11 protein-coding genes and 5 pseudogenes are annotated in these 14724 nt (G+C 54.9%); 10 read left to right on the top strand and 6 right to left on the bottom strand.

From position 1 onward, the window contains the following. Positions 1 to 569: 569 nt before the first annotated feature. The 3 genes from IC37_RS27920 (at position 570) to dctM (ending at position 3545) form a co-directional block, all read left to right on the top strand. Positions 570 to 1565 (top strand): TRAP transporter substrate-binding protein, encoded by a 996-nt coding sequence (locus tag IC37_RS27920; RefSeq protein ID WP_030128984.1) that lies wholly within the window; start codon positions 570 to 572, stop codon positions 1563 to 1565. A gap of 67 nt (positions 1566 to 1632) precedes the next feature. Beyond that, the gene (locus IC37_RS27915; protein ID WP_030128983.1) at positions 1633 to 2265 is read left to right on the top strand and encodes a TRAP transporter small permease; all 633 of its coding nucleotides are present in this window, start codon (positions 1633 to 1635) and stop codon (positions 2263 to 2265) included. Further along, a complete protein-coding gene (dctM, locus tag IC37_RS27910; protein ID WP_030128982.1) occupies positions 2262 to 3545 on the top strand; it encodes a C4-dicarboxylate TRAP transporter large permease protein DctM in 1284 nt (427 codons plus the stop codon). The genes IC37_RS27915 and dctM overlap by 4 nt, the downstream gene beginning before the upstream one ends. Positions 3546 to 3612: 67 nt before the next feature. On the opposite strand, the gene IC37_RS27905 is transcribed toward dctM, so the two are convergent. The 5 genes and pseudogenes from IC37_RS27905 to IC37_RS27885 all read right to left on the bottom strand — a co-directional run. After that, positions 3613 to 4011 carry a DUF1850 domain-containing protein gene (locus IC37_RS27905; protein WP_030128981.1) on the bottom strand — a complete coding sequence of 133 codons (399 nt, stop codon included), beginning with the start codon at positions 4009 to 4011 and terminating at the stop codon, positions 3613 to 3615. Then, on the bottom strand, positions 4008 to 6035 hold the full coding sequence (locus IC37_RS27900; RefSeq protein ID WP_030128980.1) for a TRAP transporter permease: 2028 nt from the start codon (positions 6033 to 6035) through the stop codon (positions 4008 to 4010). Before IC37_RS27900 ends, IC37_RS27905 begins: the two co-directional genes overlap by 4 nt. Positions 6036 to 6117: 82 nt before the next feature. Next, positions 6118 to 7071: a TAXI family TRAP transporter solute-binding subunit gene (locus IC37_RS27895; protein ID WP_030128979.1), complete on the bottom strand. Its 954-nt coding sequence runs from the start codon at positions 7069 to 7071 to the stop codon at positions 6118 to 6120. Between the two features lie 216 nt (positions 7072 to 7287). After that, positions 7288 to 7656 (bottom strand): histone-like nucleoid-structuring protein, MvaT/MvaU family, encoded by a 369-nt coding sequence (locus IC37_RS27890; RefSeq protein WP_030128978.1) that lies wholly within the window; start codon positions 7654 to 7656, stop codon positions 7288 to 7290. Positions 7657 to 7766: 110 nt separating this feature from the next. Further along, positions 7767 to 7985 (bottom strand): annotated as a pseudogene (locus IC37_RS27885) (potassium transporter TrkH); the annotation flags it as partial. Between IC37_RS27885 and IC37_RS27880 the strand changes: the two are divergent. The 3 pseudogenes from IC37_RS27880 to IC37_RS30025 form a co-directional block, all read left to right on the top strand. Further along, a pseudogene (locus tag IC37_RS27880) lies at positions 7941 to 8153 on the top strand (universal stress protein); the annotation flags it as partial. The pseudogenes IC37_RS27885 and IC37_RS27880 sit on opposite strands and share 45 nt — an antisense overlap. Positions 8154 to 8212: 59 nt before the next feature. After that, positions 8213 to 8302: pseudogene (locus IC37_RS31115) on the top strand (transposase); the annotation flags it as partial. 80 nt (positions 8303 to 8382) lie between these two features. Then, positions 8383 to 8598, top strand: a pseudogene (locus IC37_RS30025) (transposase); the annotation flags it as partial. 682 nt (positions 8599 to 9280) lie between these two features. Here IC37_RS30025 and nhaA read toward each other — a convergent pair. Next, positions 9281 to 10477, bottom strand: a complete 1197-nt coding sequence (gene nhaA, locus IC37_RS27860) for a Na+/H+ antiporter NhaA (protein WP_030128975.1) — start codon at positions 10475 to 10477, stop codon at positions 9281 to 9283. A gap of 264 nt (positions 10478 to 10741) precedes the next feature. Here nhaA and IC37_RS27855 point away from each other — a divergent pair. The 4 genes and pseudogenes from IC37_RS27855 to IC37_RS27840 all read left to right on the top strand — a co-directional run. Further along, a pseudogene (locus tag IC37_RS27855) lies at positions 10742 to 11677 on the top strand (LTA synthase family protein); the annotation flags it as partial. 86 nt (positions 11678 to 11763) lie between these two features. After that, positions 11764 to 12198 (top strand): universal stress protein, encoded by a 435-nt coding sequence (locus IC37_RS27850; RefSeq protein WP_030128973.1) that lies wholly within the window; start codon positions 11764 to 11766, stop codon positions 12196 to 12198. Between the two features lie 719 nt (positions 12199 to 12917). Continuing rightward, on the top strand, positions 12918 to 14258 hold the full coding sequence (locus tag IC37_RS27845; RefSeq protein ID WP_051414805.1) for a nodulation protein NfeD: 1341 nt from the start codon (positions 12918 to 12920) through the stop codon (positions 14256 to 14258). A gap of 247 nt (positions 14259 to 14505) precedes the next feature. Then, positions 14506 to 14724, top strand: a 219-nt coding sequence (locus IC37_RS27840) for a DNA polymerase ligase N-terminal domain-containing protein (RefSeq protein WP_143519262.1), incomplete at its 3' end; no start/stop codon positions are given.

Below are 14724 nucleotides of genomic sequence, written 5' to 3'. Positions count from 1 at the left end.
ACCCGAACTGGCGACGTTGGTGGAATCTGCGCCGAGCGGCGAATGGAGCTATGAGATCAAATTTAAATAGGCATCGCTACAGTGTTGCGTTTCAAGCGCCTTGTTTGGAAGGGGTTCTACGTTAGCAGTGTTGCGATTGAAAAGTTGCTTGTGTTGCTTTTAGGCGTCATCCCCTCGGGTACAGCGACACAGAGGGTTTTTCCAAAGTGTTGCCTTTGAAGCCAGTCGGCCAGGTTCAAAATTGTATTTCACGTGAACCTCCTTTTGCACTCGGCCTGATCTAGGATTTGCATTGCCTCTCGTTGCGATTGAAATTGATAAACCGCTCATCACTCACTGAACTCTGAGAGGGTTTCCCTTCTGTAGCAATAGTTTAGTGTTCATTTTACGTCACCACACTAACCGAATTGATGTGGTCATATGTAGCTCAAACCCAAGAATTTCTTGGGGGTATTTAGCTATTACCCTCCAAATGGCAGTTTTCTGCCTAGACTTGCTCTTGTCCGCCGTGCACATGCTTTTCAGGGCATGGAACTGTACGAAAAACTAAAACAAGAGGAATCCCCCCAATGTTCAAACCTATGTGGAAAGCAGTCGCCTGCGCCCTTGCCATCGGCACCATGAGCACGACCATGGCTGCAGATCCGGTGATTATAAAATTCTCCCACGTCGTTGCAGAGCAGACTCCCAAAGGCCAGGGCGCGCTGTTGTTCAAGAAACTGGTGGAAGAACGCTTGCCCGGCAAGGTCAAAGTCGAGGTCTACCCCAACTCCTCGTTGTTTGGCGATGGCAAAGAGATGGAGGCATTACTGCTCGGGGACGTACAGATGATTGCACCGTCGCTGGCCAAGTTCGAGCACTACACCAAGACCGTTCAACTGTTCGACCTGCCTTTCCTGTTTGATGACATCACCGCCGTTGACCGCTTCCAGCTGAGCCCGCAGGGCCAGGGACTGCTCAAGTCCATGGAAGACAAAAACATCACCGGACTGGCCTATTGGCACAACGGGATGAAACAACTGTCCGCGAACAAAGCGCTACGAGTGCCGGGTGATGCCCGCGGCCTGAAGTTCCGGGTGCAGGCCTCTGCCGTGCTCGAGGAGCAGTTCAAGGTCATACGGGCCAATCCGCGCAAGATGAGCTTCGCCGAGGTTTATCAGGGCTTGCAGACCGGTGTCGTCAACGGCGCGGAGAATCCCTACTCGAACATCTACAGCCAGAAAATGCATGAAGTACAGAAGTACATCACCGAATCCAACCACGGTGTACTGGACTACATGCTAATCACCAACACCAAGTTCTGGAGCGGTTTATCGCCGGAGCTTCGTGGCGAACTGGACAAGATCATCGTCGAAGTCACCGCCCATGTGAACAAAGAGGCCGAGCAACTGAATCAGAACGCCAAGCAGAGCATCATTGCGGCCAAAACCACCGAGATCATCACCCTGACGCCTGAGCAACGCGACCAATGGCGTGACGCGATGAAGCCTGTGTGGAAGAAGTTCGAAGGCGATATCGGCGCCGAGCTGATCACTGCTGCGCAAGCTGCCAACCAGGCCCAATGATCGGTGGACGACAGGTGTTGCCGCCCTGGCAGCACCTGCCGGTCATCCGCTACAGGAGATGCCATCCATGAATGCTCTTCGGCGTATCTGGGAACACTTCGAGGAGGGCTTCATCGTCTTCCTGCTGGCTGCCATGACGTTGGTAACTTTCGTCTACGTTGTCCTCAACAATCTCTACACCCTGTTCTACAGGCTCGCCGAGAGCTGGGAAGGCGCCAGCGAATCGCTGTTCGCCATCGGCGACGGGGTCATGGGAATGGCCCAGGCGATGACCTGGAGCACCTCACTGACCAAGGCCTTGTTTGGCTGGCTGATTTTTTTCGGCCTGTCGTACGGCGTGCGCACGGCCGGCCATATCGGCGTCGACGCGCTGGTCAGGCTGGCCAGCAAACCGGTGCAACGGTTCATTGGCATCATCGCCTGCCTTTTCTGCCTGACTTACGCCGGACTGCTCAGCATTGCCAGTTTCGGCTGGATCCAGACCCTGATGATTGCGCGCATAGGTGCCGAAGACCTGGGCCAGTACGGGATCATGCAATGGCACATCGGGTTGATCGTCCCCGTAGGGTTCGTCTTGGTCTTCATCCGTTTCGCTGAAATTCTCGTGCGCATCCTGAAGAACAGGCAGACCGGCCTGGGCCTGGCCGATGAAGCCGCAGATGCGATGAAACTGACCGAACACGAGGATGACAAGTCATGACCATTGCCTTCCTGTTTGCATCGCTGTTCGTGCTGATGCTGATCGGCGTTCCCATTGCCATCTCCCTGGGGTTGGCGGGCTCACTGACCATCGTTTTCTTCAGTCCTGACTCCGTGCGCTCTCTGGCGATCAAACTGTTCGAAACGTCCGAGCACTACACGCTGCTGGCCATCCCATTCTTCTTGCTCGCGGGGGCCTTCATGACCACCGGTGGCGTCGCTCGGCGGCTGATTGACTTTGCCAATGCCTGCGTCGGCCATATCCGTGGTGGTCTGGCCATCGCTGCCGTGTTGGCATGCATGTTGTTCGCTGCCCTTTCCGGATCGAGCCCAGCCACTGTCGCCGCGGTGGGTTCGATTGCCATTGCCGGCATGGTCCGCTCCGGATATCCGCAGGCCTTCGGTGCGGGGATCGTCTGTAACGCGGGGACCTTGGGCATCCTGATCCCACCCTCGATCGTCATGGTGGTCTACGCCGCCGCGACCGAAACGTCTGTCGGCAAACTGTTCATGGCGGGCGTGTTACCAGGCCTGCTGCTGGGGCTGGCGTTGATGGTGGCGATCTACATCGTCGCCGTGAAGAAAAATCTGCCCGCCATGCCGCGCGCGACGTTCCGTGAATGGCTTGGCACGGCACGCAAGGCGATCTGGGGCCTATTGCTGATGCTCATCATCCTGGGAGGCATCTACTCCGGGATGTTCACTCCCACAGAAGCTGCGGCGGTGGCGGCCGTGTACTCGGCCTTCGTCGCCTTGTTCGTCTACAAAGACCTGACGTTTCGCGAAACGCCAAAAGTCCTGCTCGACTCGGCCAAGCTGAGCATCATGCTGATGTTCATTATTGCCAACGCCATGCTCTTCGCCCATGTGCTGACGACCGAGCAGCTACCGCAACAGATCACCGCATGGGTGATCGAAGCGGGGCTGACACCGGTGATGTTCCTGCTGGTGGTGAACATTGTGCTGTTGATTGCAGGGGCCTTCATGGAACCCTCGGCCATCATCCTGATCCTGGCACCGATCCTCTTCCCCATCGCCATGAAGCTGGGTATCGATCCCATTCACCTGGGCATCATTATGGTGGTGAATCTGGAGATCGGCTTGATCACGCCGCCCGTGGGGCTGAACCTGTTCGTGACCTCTGCTGTGACGGGTATGACACTGCCAGCAACCATCAGGGCCGCCATGCCCTGGCTAATGATCCTGCTCTTGTTCCTGATTCTGATTACCTACGTGCCTTGGATCTCCCTGGCTTTGCCAAACTGGCTGGGCATGAGTTGATGCCTGCCTGTCCGGGTACTGGACGTTCGTTTCCGGACAGGGCTTTCACGTTTGCGCTACTGGTCACTTATCGTTGTCCTGAGTCCGTCGAGCAACTCCATAGCTCCACTGAAGACGGAATGCTGACGGGTGGCCCCAGCCACTCGCTCATCTCATGACACTGCTGATTGAAGCATAACTGGTAGTCACCTGCTTGCGGGGTACGTCCAAGGTTCAGCGGCTGCAAGGGCGGCAGTTGGCGCTGATAGTACCAACTGCCTTTTTCCAACCTGGCCCCAGGGGGAATTTCCATGCCTGCGCCATTCCCTTTGACCCTGGCCTCGGTCAGCACAAGTCCCTGTTCCGAGACGCGGTAGTCTTCTTCCCAACGAATTTTTTCAATGGTGTGATTCCAAGCCAGTGTAAAGCTTGATATAGGGAGCTCGGCCCAGGCGACGCCGGCCAAACCCAGGCACAAGCCAATCATGCTATGGCCGGTCCGACACGACGAGACCGCCAGACATGCTGAAGTATGATCAACACACCCAGCACGAAACCGATTTCGTCAGTCAACGGCAGCGCAACGACCAACAAAGCACCTGCGGCGAAACTCAATAGACGCTCCCAAATCGGCATCTTCTGTTGCAGATAGCCTGTGGACGCCATTCCCCAGAGGCCAACGGCCAACATCGTCTTCACCAACATATAGGCCGTCATCCACAAATTGTCGCCTTGCATCATGAGCGCAGGGTTGTAGACCGCCATGAAAGGAATGACAAAGCCAGCCAGTGCAATACGAACCGCCCACAGACTGATCTTGAATCCTGTTTCTTTGGCGATGGGCGCTGCGGCAAAGCATGCCAAAGCGACCGGTGGAGTAAGGTCTGCAAGAATTCCGAAATAGAAAACAAACATGTGCGACACGATCAGCGGCACACCCAACTCCAGCAAGGCGGGTGCGGCAATCGAACTGGTGATGATGTAGTTGGGAATCGTCGGGATACCCATGCCCAACACCAGGCAGGTAACCATCGTCAGTATGAGTGACAACAACAAGTTATCCCTGCCAATGGCCAGTATGTAACCGGCGAAGGTCGAGGCTATGCCCGTTAATGACACTACACCGATGATGATTCCCACTAGCGCGCAAGCAATCCCGACCGGCACAGCATGACGAGCACCTTCGATCAAGGCATGCAGGCAAATACCCAGGGTTTCCCGGCCTCCCTGAATGAACCAACAGATGACCACTAACGTGGCGATCACCGCAAAGATCACGCTGATACCCAACTGGAAAAAACCGACGCAGAGGACACCAAGAGCGATCCAAAACGCACACCGCAACGCGAAACTGGACACCCGAAGGATGATTGCCGAACCGAGAATAACGATGGCTGTTAGCGCCAGACCCACCATTCCGGAGAATAGGGGGGTACGTCCCGAAAACAGCAAGTAGACCAGGACAAAAAGCGGAATCAGCAAATACCAGCTTTCCTTTACCGCACCCCATGCGCTGGGACATTGGTCTTTGGGTAACCCCTTAAGGTCGGAGCGTTTTGCCTCAAGGTGAACCATCCAGAACACCGAACCGAAATACAGGATGGCTGGAATTAACGCAGCTTTGGCGATCTCTACAAACGGGACATTAATTGTTTCCGCCATAATGAAGGCGACAGCCCCCATCACAGGCGGCATCAGTTGGCTACCCATGCTCGAAGTCGCCTCTACGCCGCCAGCAAATGCTGCCTTGTAGCCGAAGCGCTTCATCAATGGAATCGTGAACTGTCCGGTCGTGACAACGTTTGCAATGCCTGAGCCTGTGATCGTCCCCATCAAAGCCGATGACGCGACCGATACTTTTGCCGGCCCCCCGAGCTTGTGGCCAAACAATCCCATCGCGAAGTCAGTGAACAATTTGATCATGCCCGCCTGTTCGAGGAAGGAACCGAACAAAATGAACAGGAAAATATAGGTAGCGGAAACGTAGGTTGGCGTGCCGTACAGCCCCTCGGTGCCAAATGATAACTGGTTGACGATTTGATCGAATCCGTAGCCTCGATGTGCCAGGTCGCCTGGCAGGTATTCACCCAATAGACCGTATGCCAAAAACAGTCCACAGATGACAGGCAACGCGATTCCCATCACCCGACGAGCCGCCTCAAACACCAATGCGATCAATACCAGCCCCACCACCATGTCTGCAGATGTCAGGTCACCTGAACGCTGGATCAAATCCGCCTCAAAGAACCATTGATACAAGGCAGTGGTAATCCCGGCGAGGCTCAATATCCAGGCCAGCGGCTGCCAAGGACGTGTTCTGCCATATGCCGGGTAACTCAGAAACACCACCCACAGCAGGAAACCAACGTGTACCGCGCGCAGTACCTGGCTGGAAACAGGCGCAAACGCAGCGGTGACAATCTGGAACACTGAAAACAACAATGCCACGTAGAACAGCGTCTTAGGCCAGTCACGTGGGTTGTCGGCGATGCCATAATGATCTTCGCTCATTGGGTACCTGCCTCGAAAACTACATAGAAGGGTACGAACCGCTCTATCGCTCCAGCGACCATCCCCGTGGCGTATTTCTGGATTACAGCGCTCCAGCTTCCTTGTAGTAGCGCTCGGCACCGGGGTGAAGTGGAATGGGCAGATTCTTGGCAGCGTTTTGCAACTTGATGTCCTTGGCGGCTGAGTGAGAATTACCTAGGCGAGTGAGGTTTTCGAACATCAGCTTAGTCATCTGGTAGGCAACGTCATCGGAGACATCCTCGCGCGTCACCAAAATATTAGTGATCGCCACCGTAGGCACTGACTCAGGCTGTCCGTCATAGGTATTGGCTGGAATTTGTGCAGGCTGATAAGCGGCATTGCCGATTTTCGAAACCACATCAGGAGGGATGGATACGTAGTTCAATGGCATGGTTGAGGAAAGGTCGCGGATGGCCGCCATTCCTAACCCCGAGGACTGAAGCGTGGCATCTAACTGACGGTTTTTGATCAGCTCGACCGACTCCGCAAAGGGTAGGTATTGGACTTTGCTCATGTCTTCGTACGTCAATCCCGCAGCTTTGAAGATCGCACGCGCGTTCAGCTCGGTACCGGACTTCGGGGCGCCGACGGAGATGGTTTTCCCTTTCAAATCCGCCAAGGTTTTGATGCCGGACTCTTTGTTCGCAACAATTTGAATGTAATTCGGATAGGCTCCTGCAATTGCTCGCAACTTTGTCAGCGGGGCCTTGAACCCGGCATCTTCCACGCCGTTTTTTGCATCAGCCACAGAGTCCCCAAGCGCCAGAGCGAGCTCCCCACGACCTGCTTGTAAAAGGTTGAGATTTTCCACCGAGGCTTTGGTCGCTTGGACAGAAGTCTTCGCCCCCGGAATCCCATCGCTGTATATTTGTGACAGCCCAACCCCAATGGGGTAATAAACCCCGCTAGTACCACCTGTAAGGATGTTTATAAACACAGGTGCGGCATTAGCTGCGCACGAGACTGTCAACGCAGCGGTGGCCGCAAAGAGGCTAAAGCGTTTGTTTACTCGCATGGAAAATTCCCGTCTTGTTATGGCTTTATGCAGAGTCTATCTACTGTAGTCGAAACCAACGCCTTGAGTGGGAAGCTGAGTTGGCTTAATAATTTGGGGCATCTCAATCGGCTGCTGCGATGACGCCTAATCGGGATTCTCACCCCCGAAAAAAATGCCAGTCAGCTTAGCTGACTGACATTACCTTCGCAGGGTCCCTTGTACTTACAAATGATGTTATTGAGTGCGCCACGACTCAACAACATCTGCACCGAACTCGGTTTTCCATTCTTTCAATTGGCGATGGTTTCCGCCCTTGGTTTCGATTAACTCACCAGAATTCGGATTCTTATAGATTTTCACCTCGCGGGCTTTACGGACTGCCTTCGGTGCGACAGCAGTACCTGGAGAGCGGCGATCGGCCTGAGGATCAAGCAGGTTGATGACGTTCTGCAGACTGAAGCCGTACTCACCGAGCAATGCACGGAGCTTGCTCTCAAAGTCTATTTCTCGCTGCAGACCTGAATCGCTTTTCATCGACTCGAGCTCTGCGAGTTGTTCGGCCAGTTGTTGTTCAAGTTTGCGAAATTCAGCCAAACGAGACATGGGAAACTTTCCTTAAGGTTTTGGGCTGTGCGGAATGCACATTCCTCATGCTAAGCGAAGATTAGATTTTCGTCACTCACACCACGTTGGAGACTTCGCCAACAGGTAGGTTAATACCTCCAAAAGACCGGCGTAATAAATACCAGCACGGTTAGGATTTCCAACCGCCTCAGTAGCATGCCAATGCTCAGTAACCATTTCGCTGCATCAGGTAATGATGCGAAGTTACCGGCAGGCCCGATGATCGTACCCAGACCTGGTCCAACGTTGCATACTGCAGTAGCGTGCTCTTTTCTGCAGGCTTTGACATCCAAGCCCAGATCCGACAAGGAGAAGTGGAAGCTGCTCTGTATGTTTATCAAGCAGAACACGGAATTGATTTGCTGGTCATGGGCGCCTACGGGCATTCCCGCATCCGACAGTTCCTGGTGGGTAGCACGACTACGACGATGCTTCGTAAGCGTCTGGGGAAGTCACCTTCCGAACTCCAGCATTAAGGGCGATGGTGTCCGCGTATTTTTAAGCGGACGCGATAGCCCTTAACGTCAGGATTTCCATGCGCCAACGAAGCTCTTATTCCAAACCGTTCAAATCCCAAGTTGTTCAGGAATGCCTGCAACCCGGTGCGACTGTCTCCAGCGTTGCCATCAGCCACGGCATCAACTCCAACGTTATCCGCAAGTGGCTGCCGCTTTACCGGGATCAGCCAGCAGCAACGCTGCCGGCGTTCAGGCCGATGAGACGCCGATTCAAATGCTCACGCCAGGCGAGAAGAAAACTCACCGAGCGTATGTCTGGGCCTATAGCACCACGCCGTTCTCGGCACTCAAGGCCGTGGTTTACGACTTCAGCTCGAGTCGGGCGGGCGAGCATGCGCGTAACTTCCTCGGCCTGTGGAATGGCAAGCTGGTGTGCGACGATTTTGCCGGTTTCCAGAAAGGCATAGGTTCGGTTTATCCCTAAACGCCTCGAAGACACGGCTAATTGAGTTTGGTCGTTTTGCTGCGAGAAATCGTAGGAAGCGAGGGTTAGGTAAACCGGAGACGTTTGACTTCCTGGGCTTCACGCACTGTTGTAGTACGAACAGAAGCGGTGGGTTCCAAATACTGCGACTGACGGTCAAGAAGCGAATGCGTGCAACACTGCTGGCTATTCGGGATGAGCTGAAACGCCGACGTCATGAGCCTGTTCAAGTCGTGGGTCAGTGGCTTACCCGGGTGGTCACGGGCTACTTCAATTACCACGCGGTGCCGGGAAATTTGATACGGCTTGGTGGATTTCGTCTGGCGGTTTGCCGTCTATGGCGGCAAGCCCTCAAACGTCGCAGCCAGCGTAATCGGCTTCAATGGTCACGCTACGGACGCCTTGCCGACCTCTACATACCTAGACCCAGAAATGCACATCCTTACCCTGAGGATCGCTTCGCGTCACATACCCGAGGCAGGAGCCGTATGCGGTAGTTCCGCACGGACGGATCTGTACGGGGGGTGGCAGGTAACTGCCATCCCTACCGCGACCGATGCTTCGAACAGCCAGCATGCCTGTTTTGTTGCTTCGCTGGCGCAGGTTTCTAAACCACAGCATTTCTAGGCTTCGAGAAATACTGTGGTCATCTCAAGCTAGATTATTTGGCTACGGCAGCACCTGCGAGAATGCTGCTGGTGCGTAGGACTACGACGCCACCAATCGCAGCCAGAATCGAACCAATCAACACCCCAACTTTAACTTCATCGATCAATTGAGGTGATCCAGGGAACGCCAGATTGCCTATAAACAGGCTCATGGTGAAACCGATTCCGCACAAGAGTGCCACGCCGTACAGCTGCAACCAATTACTACCCTCTGGCACCTTGGCCAAGCCCGTGCGAATAGCCAGTGCAGCTGATAGAAAAACACCGACCTGCTTGCCCACCAACAAGCCCAGCGCTACACCCAGCGGAACCGGATCAACCAGGTTCTCCATGGAAATACCGGCCAATGAAACACCCGCATTGGCGAAGCCAAAAATAGGCACTATGGCAAACGCCACCCATGAGTGCAGTTTCTCTTCGAGGAACAGCAACGGGGAACGAGCTTCTTCTTCCGGCGTTCCCATGGGAATACACAGTGCCAGTGCAACACCCGCTAGGGTGGCATGTACCCCTGATTGCAGAACGAAGAACCACAACACGACCCCGACCAAGAGATACGGAAACAGTCGTCTTACGCCTAGTCGATTCATTGCGATCAGAATGACCAGAGTCGTGAGCGAAGCCAGCAACATCGGCATGGAAAGGCCCGATGTATAAAAAAAGGCGATGATCACCACAGCACCGAGGTCGTCAATAATCGCCAAGGCCGCGAGGAATACCTTCAGCGAAATAGGAACTCGCTTACCTAGCAGCGACAAGACACCCAAAGCAAATGCGATATCGGTAGCTGCAGGGATGGCCCACCCGCTCATGGTCTTAGGATTACCCCAATTGATCGCGATGTAGATGAGGGCAGGAACAACCATGCCGCCCACAGCAGCAACCCCCGGCAAGGCGCGCTGGCCCCAGGTGGAAAGTCCACCTGCCAGCACTTCTCTTTTGATCTCGAGGCCCACCATCAGGAAGAAGATCGCCATCAGGCCATCGTTCACCCAATGCTCGACGGACAAGCCCGACCAGACAGTGTGCAGGAGTGCAAAGTAACTCTCGGACAGAGGCGAGTTAGCAACAATCAGAGCCGCCAAAGCTGCTGCCATCAGCACAAGACCTCCAGCGGCTTCCGAGGATAGGAAACGGGCCAGAATTGCAGCTGCTCTAGGGGTTTCGGCTGTGGCTTGATGCTTGGTCATCAGCGTCCTTGGGATCCTTAAAAGGCAACATATTAACATCTGCCGCCGTGCAAGCACGGCGGCGTTAAACAGTCTGAAACAGTTAATGTTCATGGCTATAATCAGGCATTAATGCTTTTCACTCAGTGCTCTAGAATGTAAGACAAACAGCTATCTGCATGCGTACAAATACCGCAGCCCTCCTTTGATTATCCGTCAGTCTCCCGATCGCTTGATATCATCCAGCACACTTGTATGAAGATTTAATGTCTGGAAGGTCTTTTCGTGAACGTTATCCGTCACTGGTTACGACAACCCTACGCACGCCTCGTCGCTTTGATCGGATTGGTTCTGATCGTGCCTATGTGTCTGCGTGCGGCACTGGGTTGGTCGAATGCACTCGGCTACCTTTCAGATCTGGGAATTGCGAGCCTGCTCATCGTACTCCTGCATCGCCGTCCCTGGTGGCTAGCGCTTCCAGTGTTGCTAGCCTGGGGACTGATGACACTGGCGACTGCCGAACTGGTCAGCGCGGTCGGTAGGCTTCCAAACTCCTCAGATTTGCACTACCTGATCGACCCTCAGTTTTTGGAAAACTCTACCGGTGGTGGTTTCGCCCAGCCGTGGCTAGCCGCCACCCTGTGCCTAGGACTGGTGATTTGGCTGATAACACAGTGGATAGGACGCTCTACTTCCGCTCCGGGCTTACCAAGAACCGCGTGGGCAGCGCCGCTGCTGCTATTAATCGCCCATTGGGGCACTCAGCATCTATCCCCCTCCGAAGAAGACCAGTGGCGATTGTTCAACCTCCCGCATCAGTTGCTGGTCGCGAGCATTGGCGATGTGCAAATGCGCGCAGAAGAATGGTTGGAGGGCGATGTAGTCGAAGTCCCCCCACAAATGGCGGGGCTCACTCAACTCGATCTGGACGGAAAGCAACTGCTTGCGGCACCGGGGCGTGCCCGCAATGTGTTGATCATTGCGCTGGAAGGTATTCCCGGCGCCTATGTCGGCGTCAACCGCCAGGCCCTACACAGCAACTATCAAGAAAACCTCATGCCCAATCTCAGTCGCTGGACAGATCGCGGCATGAATACACCGGACTATGTGCTGCACAGCCACCAAACCATTCGTGGCCTGTACGCAATGCTTTGCGGCGATTACGACAAGCTGGACAACGGCACACCCAAGGGGGTCGAAATGTTGACCCAGAACGAACGCACTGTTCCCCTTTAGCCCCAAGGTGGTTCACTTGGGGAACGCTTGCTGTACAAGCACCTTCAGGCCACTGAAAAAAGGATCTGGAAATGCATAAAATTCTTGTTGCTATCGACGGTTCCGAGCATTCAGAGCGCGCGGTGCTTTACCTCATCGGACTGATCCAGGATGGTGGATTGCTGGGGGGAAGTGTTGAGGTGCATCTGGTGAATGTGCAGCCACTTTTACCGACACGAATAGCGAAAGACATGGCAGGGGATGAGCTTGATCGCTACTACGATGACAAAAGTGCTGAAGATTCACAAAAGGCAATCGCTCTTCTGAAGCAAGAAGGCATTGCATTCACATTCCACACGTTGCGGGGTGACGCGGCCAGCAAAATCGTAGCCGCCTCGCAATCCTTAGGCTGTGACAGCATCATTTTGGGTTCACATGGTAACGGTTTTCTGGCAGGAATCTTTTTAGGTTCCGTTGCAGCCAAGGTGATTCAGCTCTCGAGCATTCCTATCACGTTAGTAAAATAAGGGATCGTGAGTTGCTTGATAACTCGACGCCATAGCCAGGTTATCAAAGACGGCCTTAGGGAAAAGTTGTTGATCGAGCCTCACCCGTAGGGGCCATAAATTCTTCTTGATCACTGGAAATTTCGTCGACAAGTTTTGAATTGAATGCGTTCTCGACGAAGTCTTTACATCGGCTAGCCTAAGAATGAGCTTTCCAGAAAACCATAGGAAATACCCTACTGCTTAGGGCATTGTTTGACCGTATTATCGCTTCCTCTGTGTTATGGGCGGGGTCGCGTCGGGCACCCGAAAGGGTGGTCGGCCCTCGTGGTCGGTACGCCAACCTTCGCGGCTTTGCCCACCCCCCTTCGATAGAAATCCACGATCGAACGATCTCCTCTGTAATACCTTCCTCAATATCTCTGATAGCAACGTCTAGCTGTGGCTGATGCCACAGATTGCGATAGCCAGCCAGGTGAACCGTAGCCGCGACGTTTATCAGTGTAAAGGCGACCAGCTCACCGCAGCATGATCGCTTTGTTCGGTCTGCCAACCAATGACGACAGGCATCTCGTTCGAAATGTTCAGAATCGCCCCTATCTCCATAGAAAATGGACTAACCGCCGTGCCTCATCGCCCATGACTGGCTCAACTACGCTTAAGTGAGGGTTGTGGGCTGTCAAACCCACAACTGGGAGGGTTCCGTGCACAGTCACTGGTGGTGCCGCCTGCTCTTGTTAATGATACTGGTCGGGTTACCGACGGGTTCGACGACGGCTGCTGGCAGTATCGTGGTCCTGACCGTCAACGATGCTATTGGTCCGGCCAGTGCCGACTACGTAGAGCGCGGCCTGGCGCGTGCGGTGACCGAGGGCGCGCAGTTGGTGGTCATCAGCCTCGACACCCCCGGCGGGCTGGACACCTCAATGCGCTTGATTATTAAGGCGATTCTGGCCAGCCCCTTGCCAGTGGCAAGTTTCGTCGCCCCCAGTGGCGCACGCGCGGCCAGCGCCGGCACTTATATTTTGTATGCCAGCCACATTGCCGCGATGACCCCCGGCACGAACCTGGGGGCTGCTACACCGGTGCAGATCGGCGGCCTGCCCGGGACCGCGCCCGAATCGCCAGACCCACCCACCACCTACAAGAATTCTGCGCGAGAGCTGCAGGACACCTTGACTCGAAAACAGATCAACGATGCGGCGGCTTATATCCGTAGCCTTGCGCAACTACGCGGACGCAATGCCGACTGGGCCGAACAAGCGGTACGTGAATCGCTCAGCCTGTCGGCCCACGAAGCGCTCAAACTCAAGGTGGTCGATTATGTGGCCAATGACGTGGCAGACCTGCTCAAGCAACTGGACGGCAAGAGCCTAAATGTTGCCGGTCAAACGTTGAGGCTGAGCACCGCCGGGGCTGCGCTCATCGACCATCCGCCTGATTGGCGCACACAACTGCTGGCGGTGATCACCAACCCCAGCGTGGCATTGCTGCTGATCATGTTCGGGGTCTATGGCTTGATATTCGAATTCATGAACCCGGGGTCGGGCGTCGGAGGGGTGCTCGGTGGCATCTGCCTGTTGCTGGGGATGTATGCCCTGCAACTATTGCCCGTGAATTACGCCGGGGTCGGACTGATTCTGTTAGGGATCGCCTTCATGATCGCCGAGGCGTTTCTACCGAGTTTCGGTGTAATCGGCTTCGGTGGGGTGGTTGCTTTTGTAGTCGGCGCAGTGATTTTGATGGACACCGATGTACCGGGCTTCGGCATTCCGTTGACGCTGATCATCGGCATGGCACTGATCAGCGCCCTGTTGCTGATGACTCTGGTCGGCATGGCGCTCAAGGCCAGGCGCCGTGCCTTGGTCAGCGGCGATGCGGGCTTGGTCGGCAGCCTGGCCACGGTGACGGGGCTGCTGCCGGGTCTGCCCATGAGCGGCTGGGTGCAACTGCAGGGCGAAAAATGGCAGGTTCAGAGCAACTTGCCCCTGCACTTGGGCCAACAGGTCCGAGTGGTGGCGCGCACCGGGGTGATGCTGAATGTCATTGCGCTGGATGAAACGCCATCGCGAGAAGGTTAATTCAAGTCCCTCAAGTCGGATTTTGGCGCGCTGCCAGCCCTGCGCTTGTGTGGGTGTGCCCGGCCTTCCGGATTTTGCGCGAATCCGAACGCCGGGTTGGTGTTCCGACTCGGGGGCTTTTGACGTCTGGGCGACTGAGAAAAGTGCCTGCATGCATCCGCCAAGAGGCGGCGGAACCTTCTCATACCTAACAAGGGTCACAAGCAAATAGCAGGTCGAATTTTGTCTTTACTCCCGTGGAGCTCACATGGAAAAGCCACTCGAAAAGTACCGTGACATGAGAGACTTCGAAGAAAGTCCCGAACCCGCCGGTATTGCCAAACCTGCGAGAGGCAAACGCAAGGGCCAAGCGCACGCGCTACAGTATTGCATTCAAAAGCATGACGCCTCACACCTGCATTATGACTTTCGCCTGGAACTCGATGGCGCGCTGAAAAGTTGGGCCGTGCCCAAAGGGCCATCGCTG

This window comes from Pseudomonas sp. QTF5 (assembly GCF_000512695.2).
In the GTDB taxonomy this organism is placed as follows: domain Bacteria; phylum Pseudomonadota; class Gammaproteobacteria; order Pseudomonadales; family Pseudomonadaceae; genus Aquipseudomonas.
Note: the sequence above shows the minus strand (reverse complement) of the source record. Positions and strands in the feature narration are given on the sequence as shown.

Bases quoted from the DNA above. Each gene is read 5' to 3' on its own strand.
- IC37_RS27920 (WP_030128984.1), top strand. From the start codon at position 570: ATGTTCAAACCTATGTGGAAAGCAGTCGCCTGCGCCCTTGCCATCGGC.
- IC37_RS27915 (WP_030128983.1), top strand. From the start codon at position 1,633: ATGAATGCTCTTCGGCGTATCTGGGAACACTTCGAGGAGGGCTTCATC.
- dctM (WP_030128982.1), top strand. From the start codon at position 2,262: ATGACCATTGCCTTCCTGTTTGCATCGCTGTTCGTGCTGATGCTGATC.
- IC37_RS27905 (WP_030128981.1), bottom strand. From the start codon at position 4,011: ATGATTGGCTTGTGCCTGGGTTTGGCCGGCGTCGCCTGGGCCGAGCTC.
- IC37_RS27900 (WP_030128980.1), bottom strand. From the start codon at position 6,035: ATGAGCGAAGATCATTATGGCATCGCCGACAACCCACGTGACTGGCCT.
- IC37_RS27895 (WP_030128979.1), bottom strand. From the start codon at position 7,071: ATGCGAGTAAACAAACGCTTTAGCCTCTTTGCGGCCACCGCTGCGTTG.
- IC37_RS27890 (WP_030128978.1), bottom strand. From the start codon at position 7,656: ATGTCTCGTTTGGCTGAATTTCGCAAACTTGAACAACAACTGGCCGAA.
- nhaA (WP_030128975.1), bottom strand. From the start codon at position 10,477: ATGACCAAGCATCAAGCCACAGCCGAAACCCCTAGAGCAGCTGCAATT.
- IC37_RS27850 (WP_030128973.1), top strand. From the start codon at position 11,764: ATGCATAAAATTCTTGTTGCTATCGACGGTTCCGAGCATTCAGAGCGC.
- IC37_RS27845 (WP_051414805.1), top strand. From the start codon at position 12,918: ATGATACTGGTCGGGTTACCGACGGGTTCGACGACGGCTGCTGGCAGT.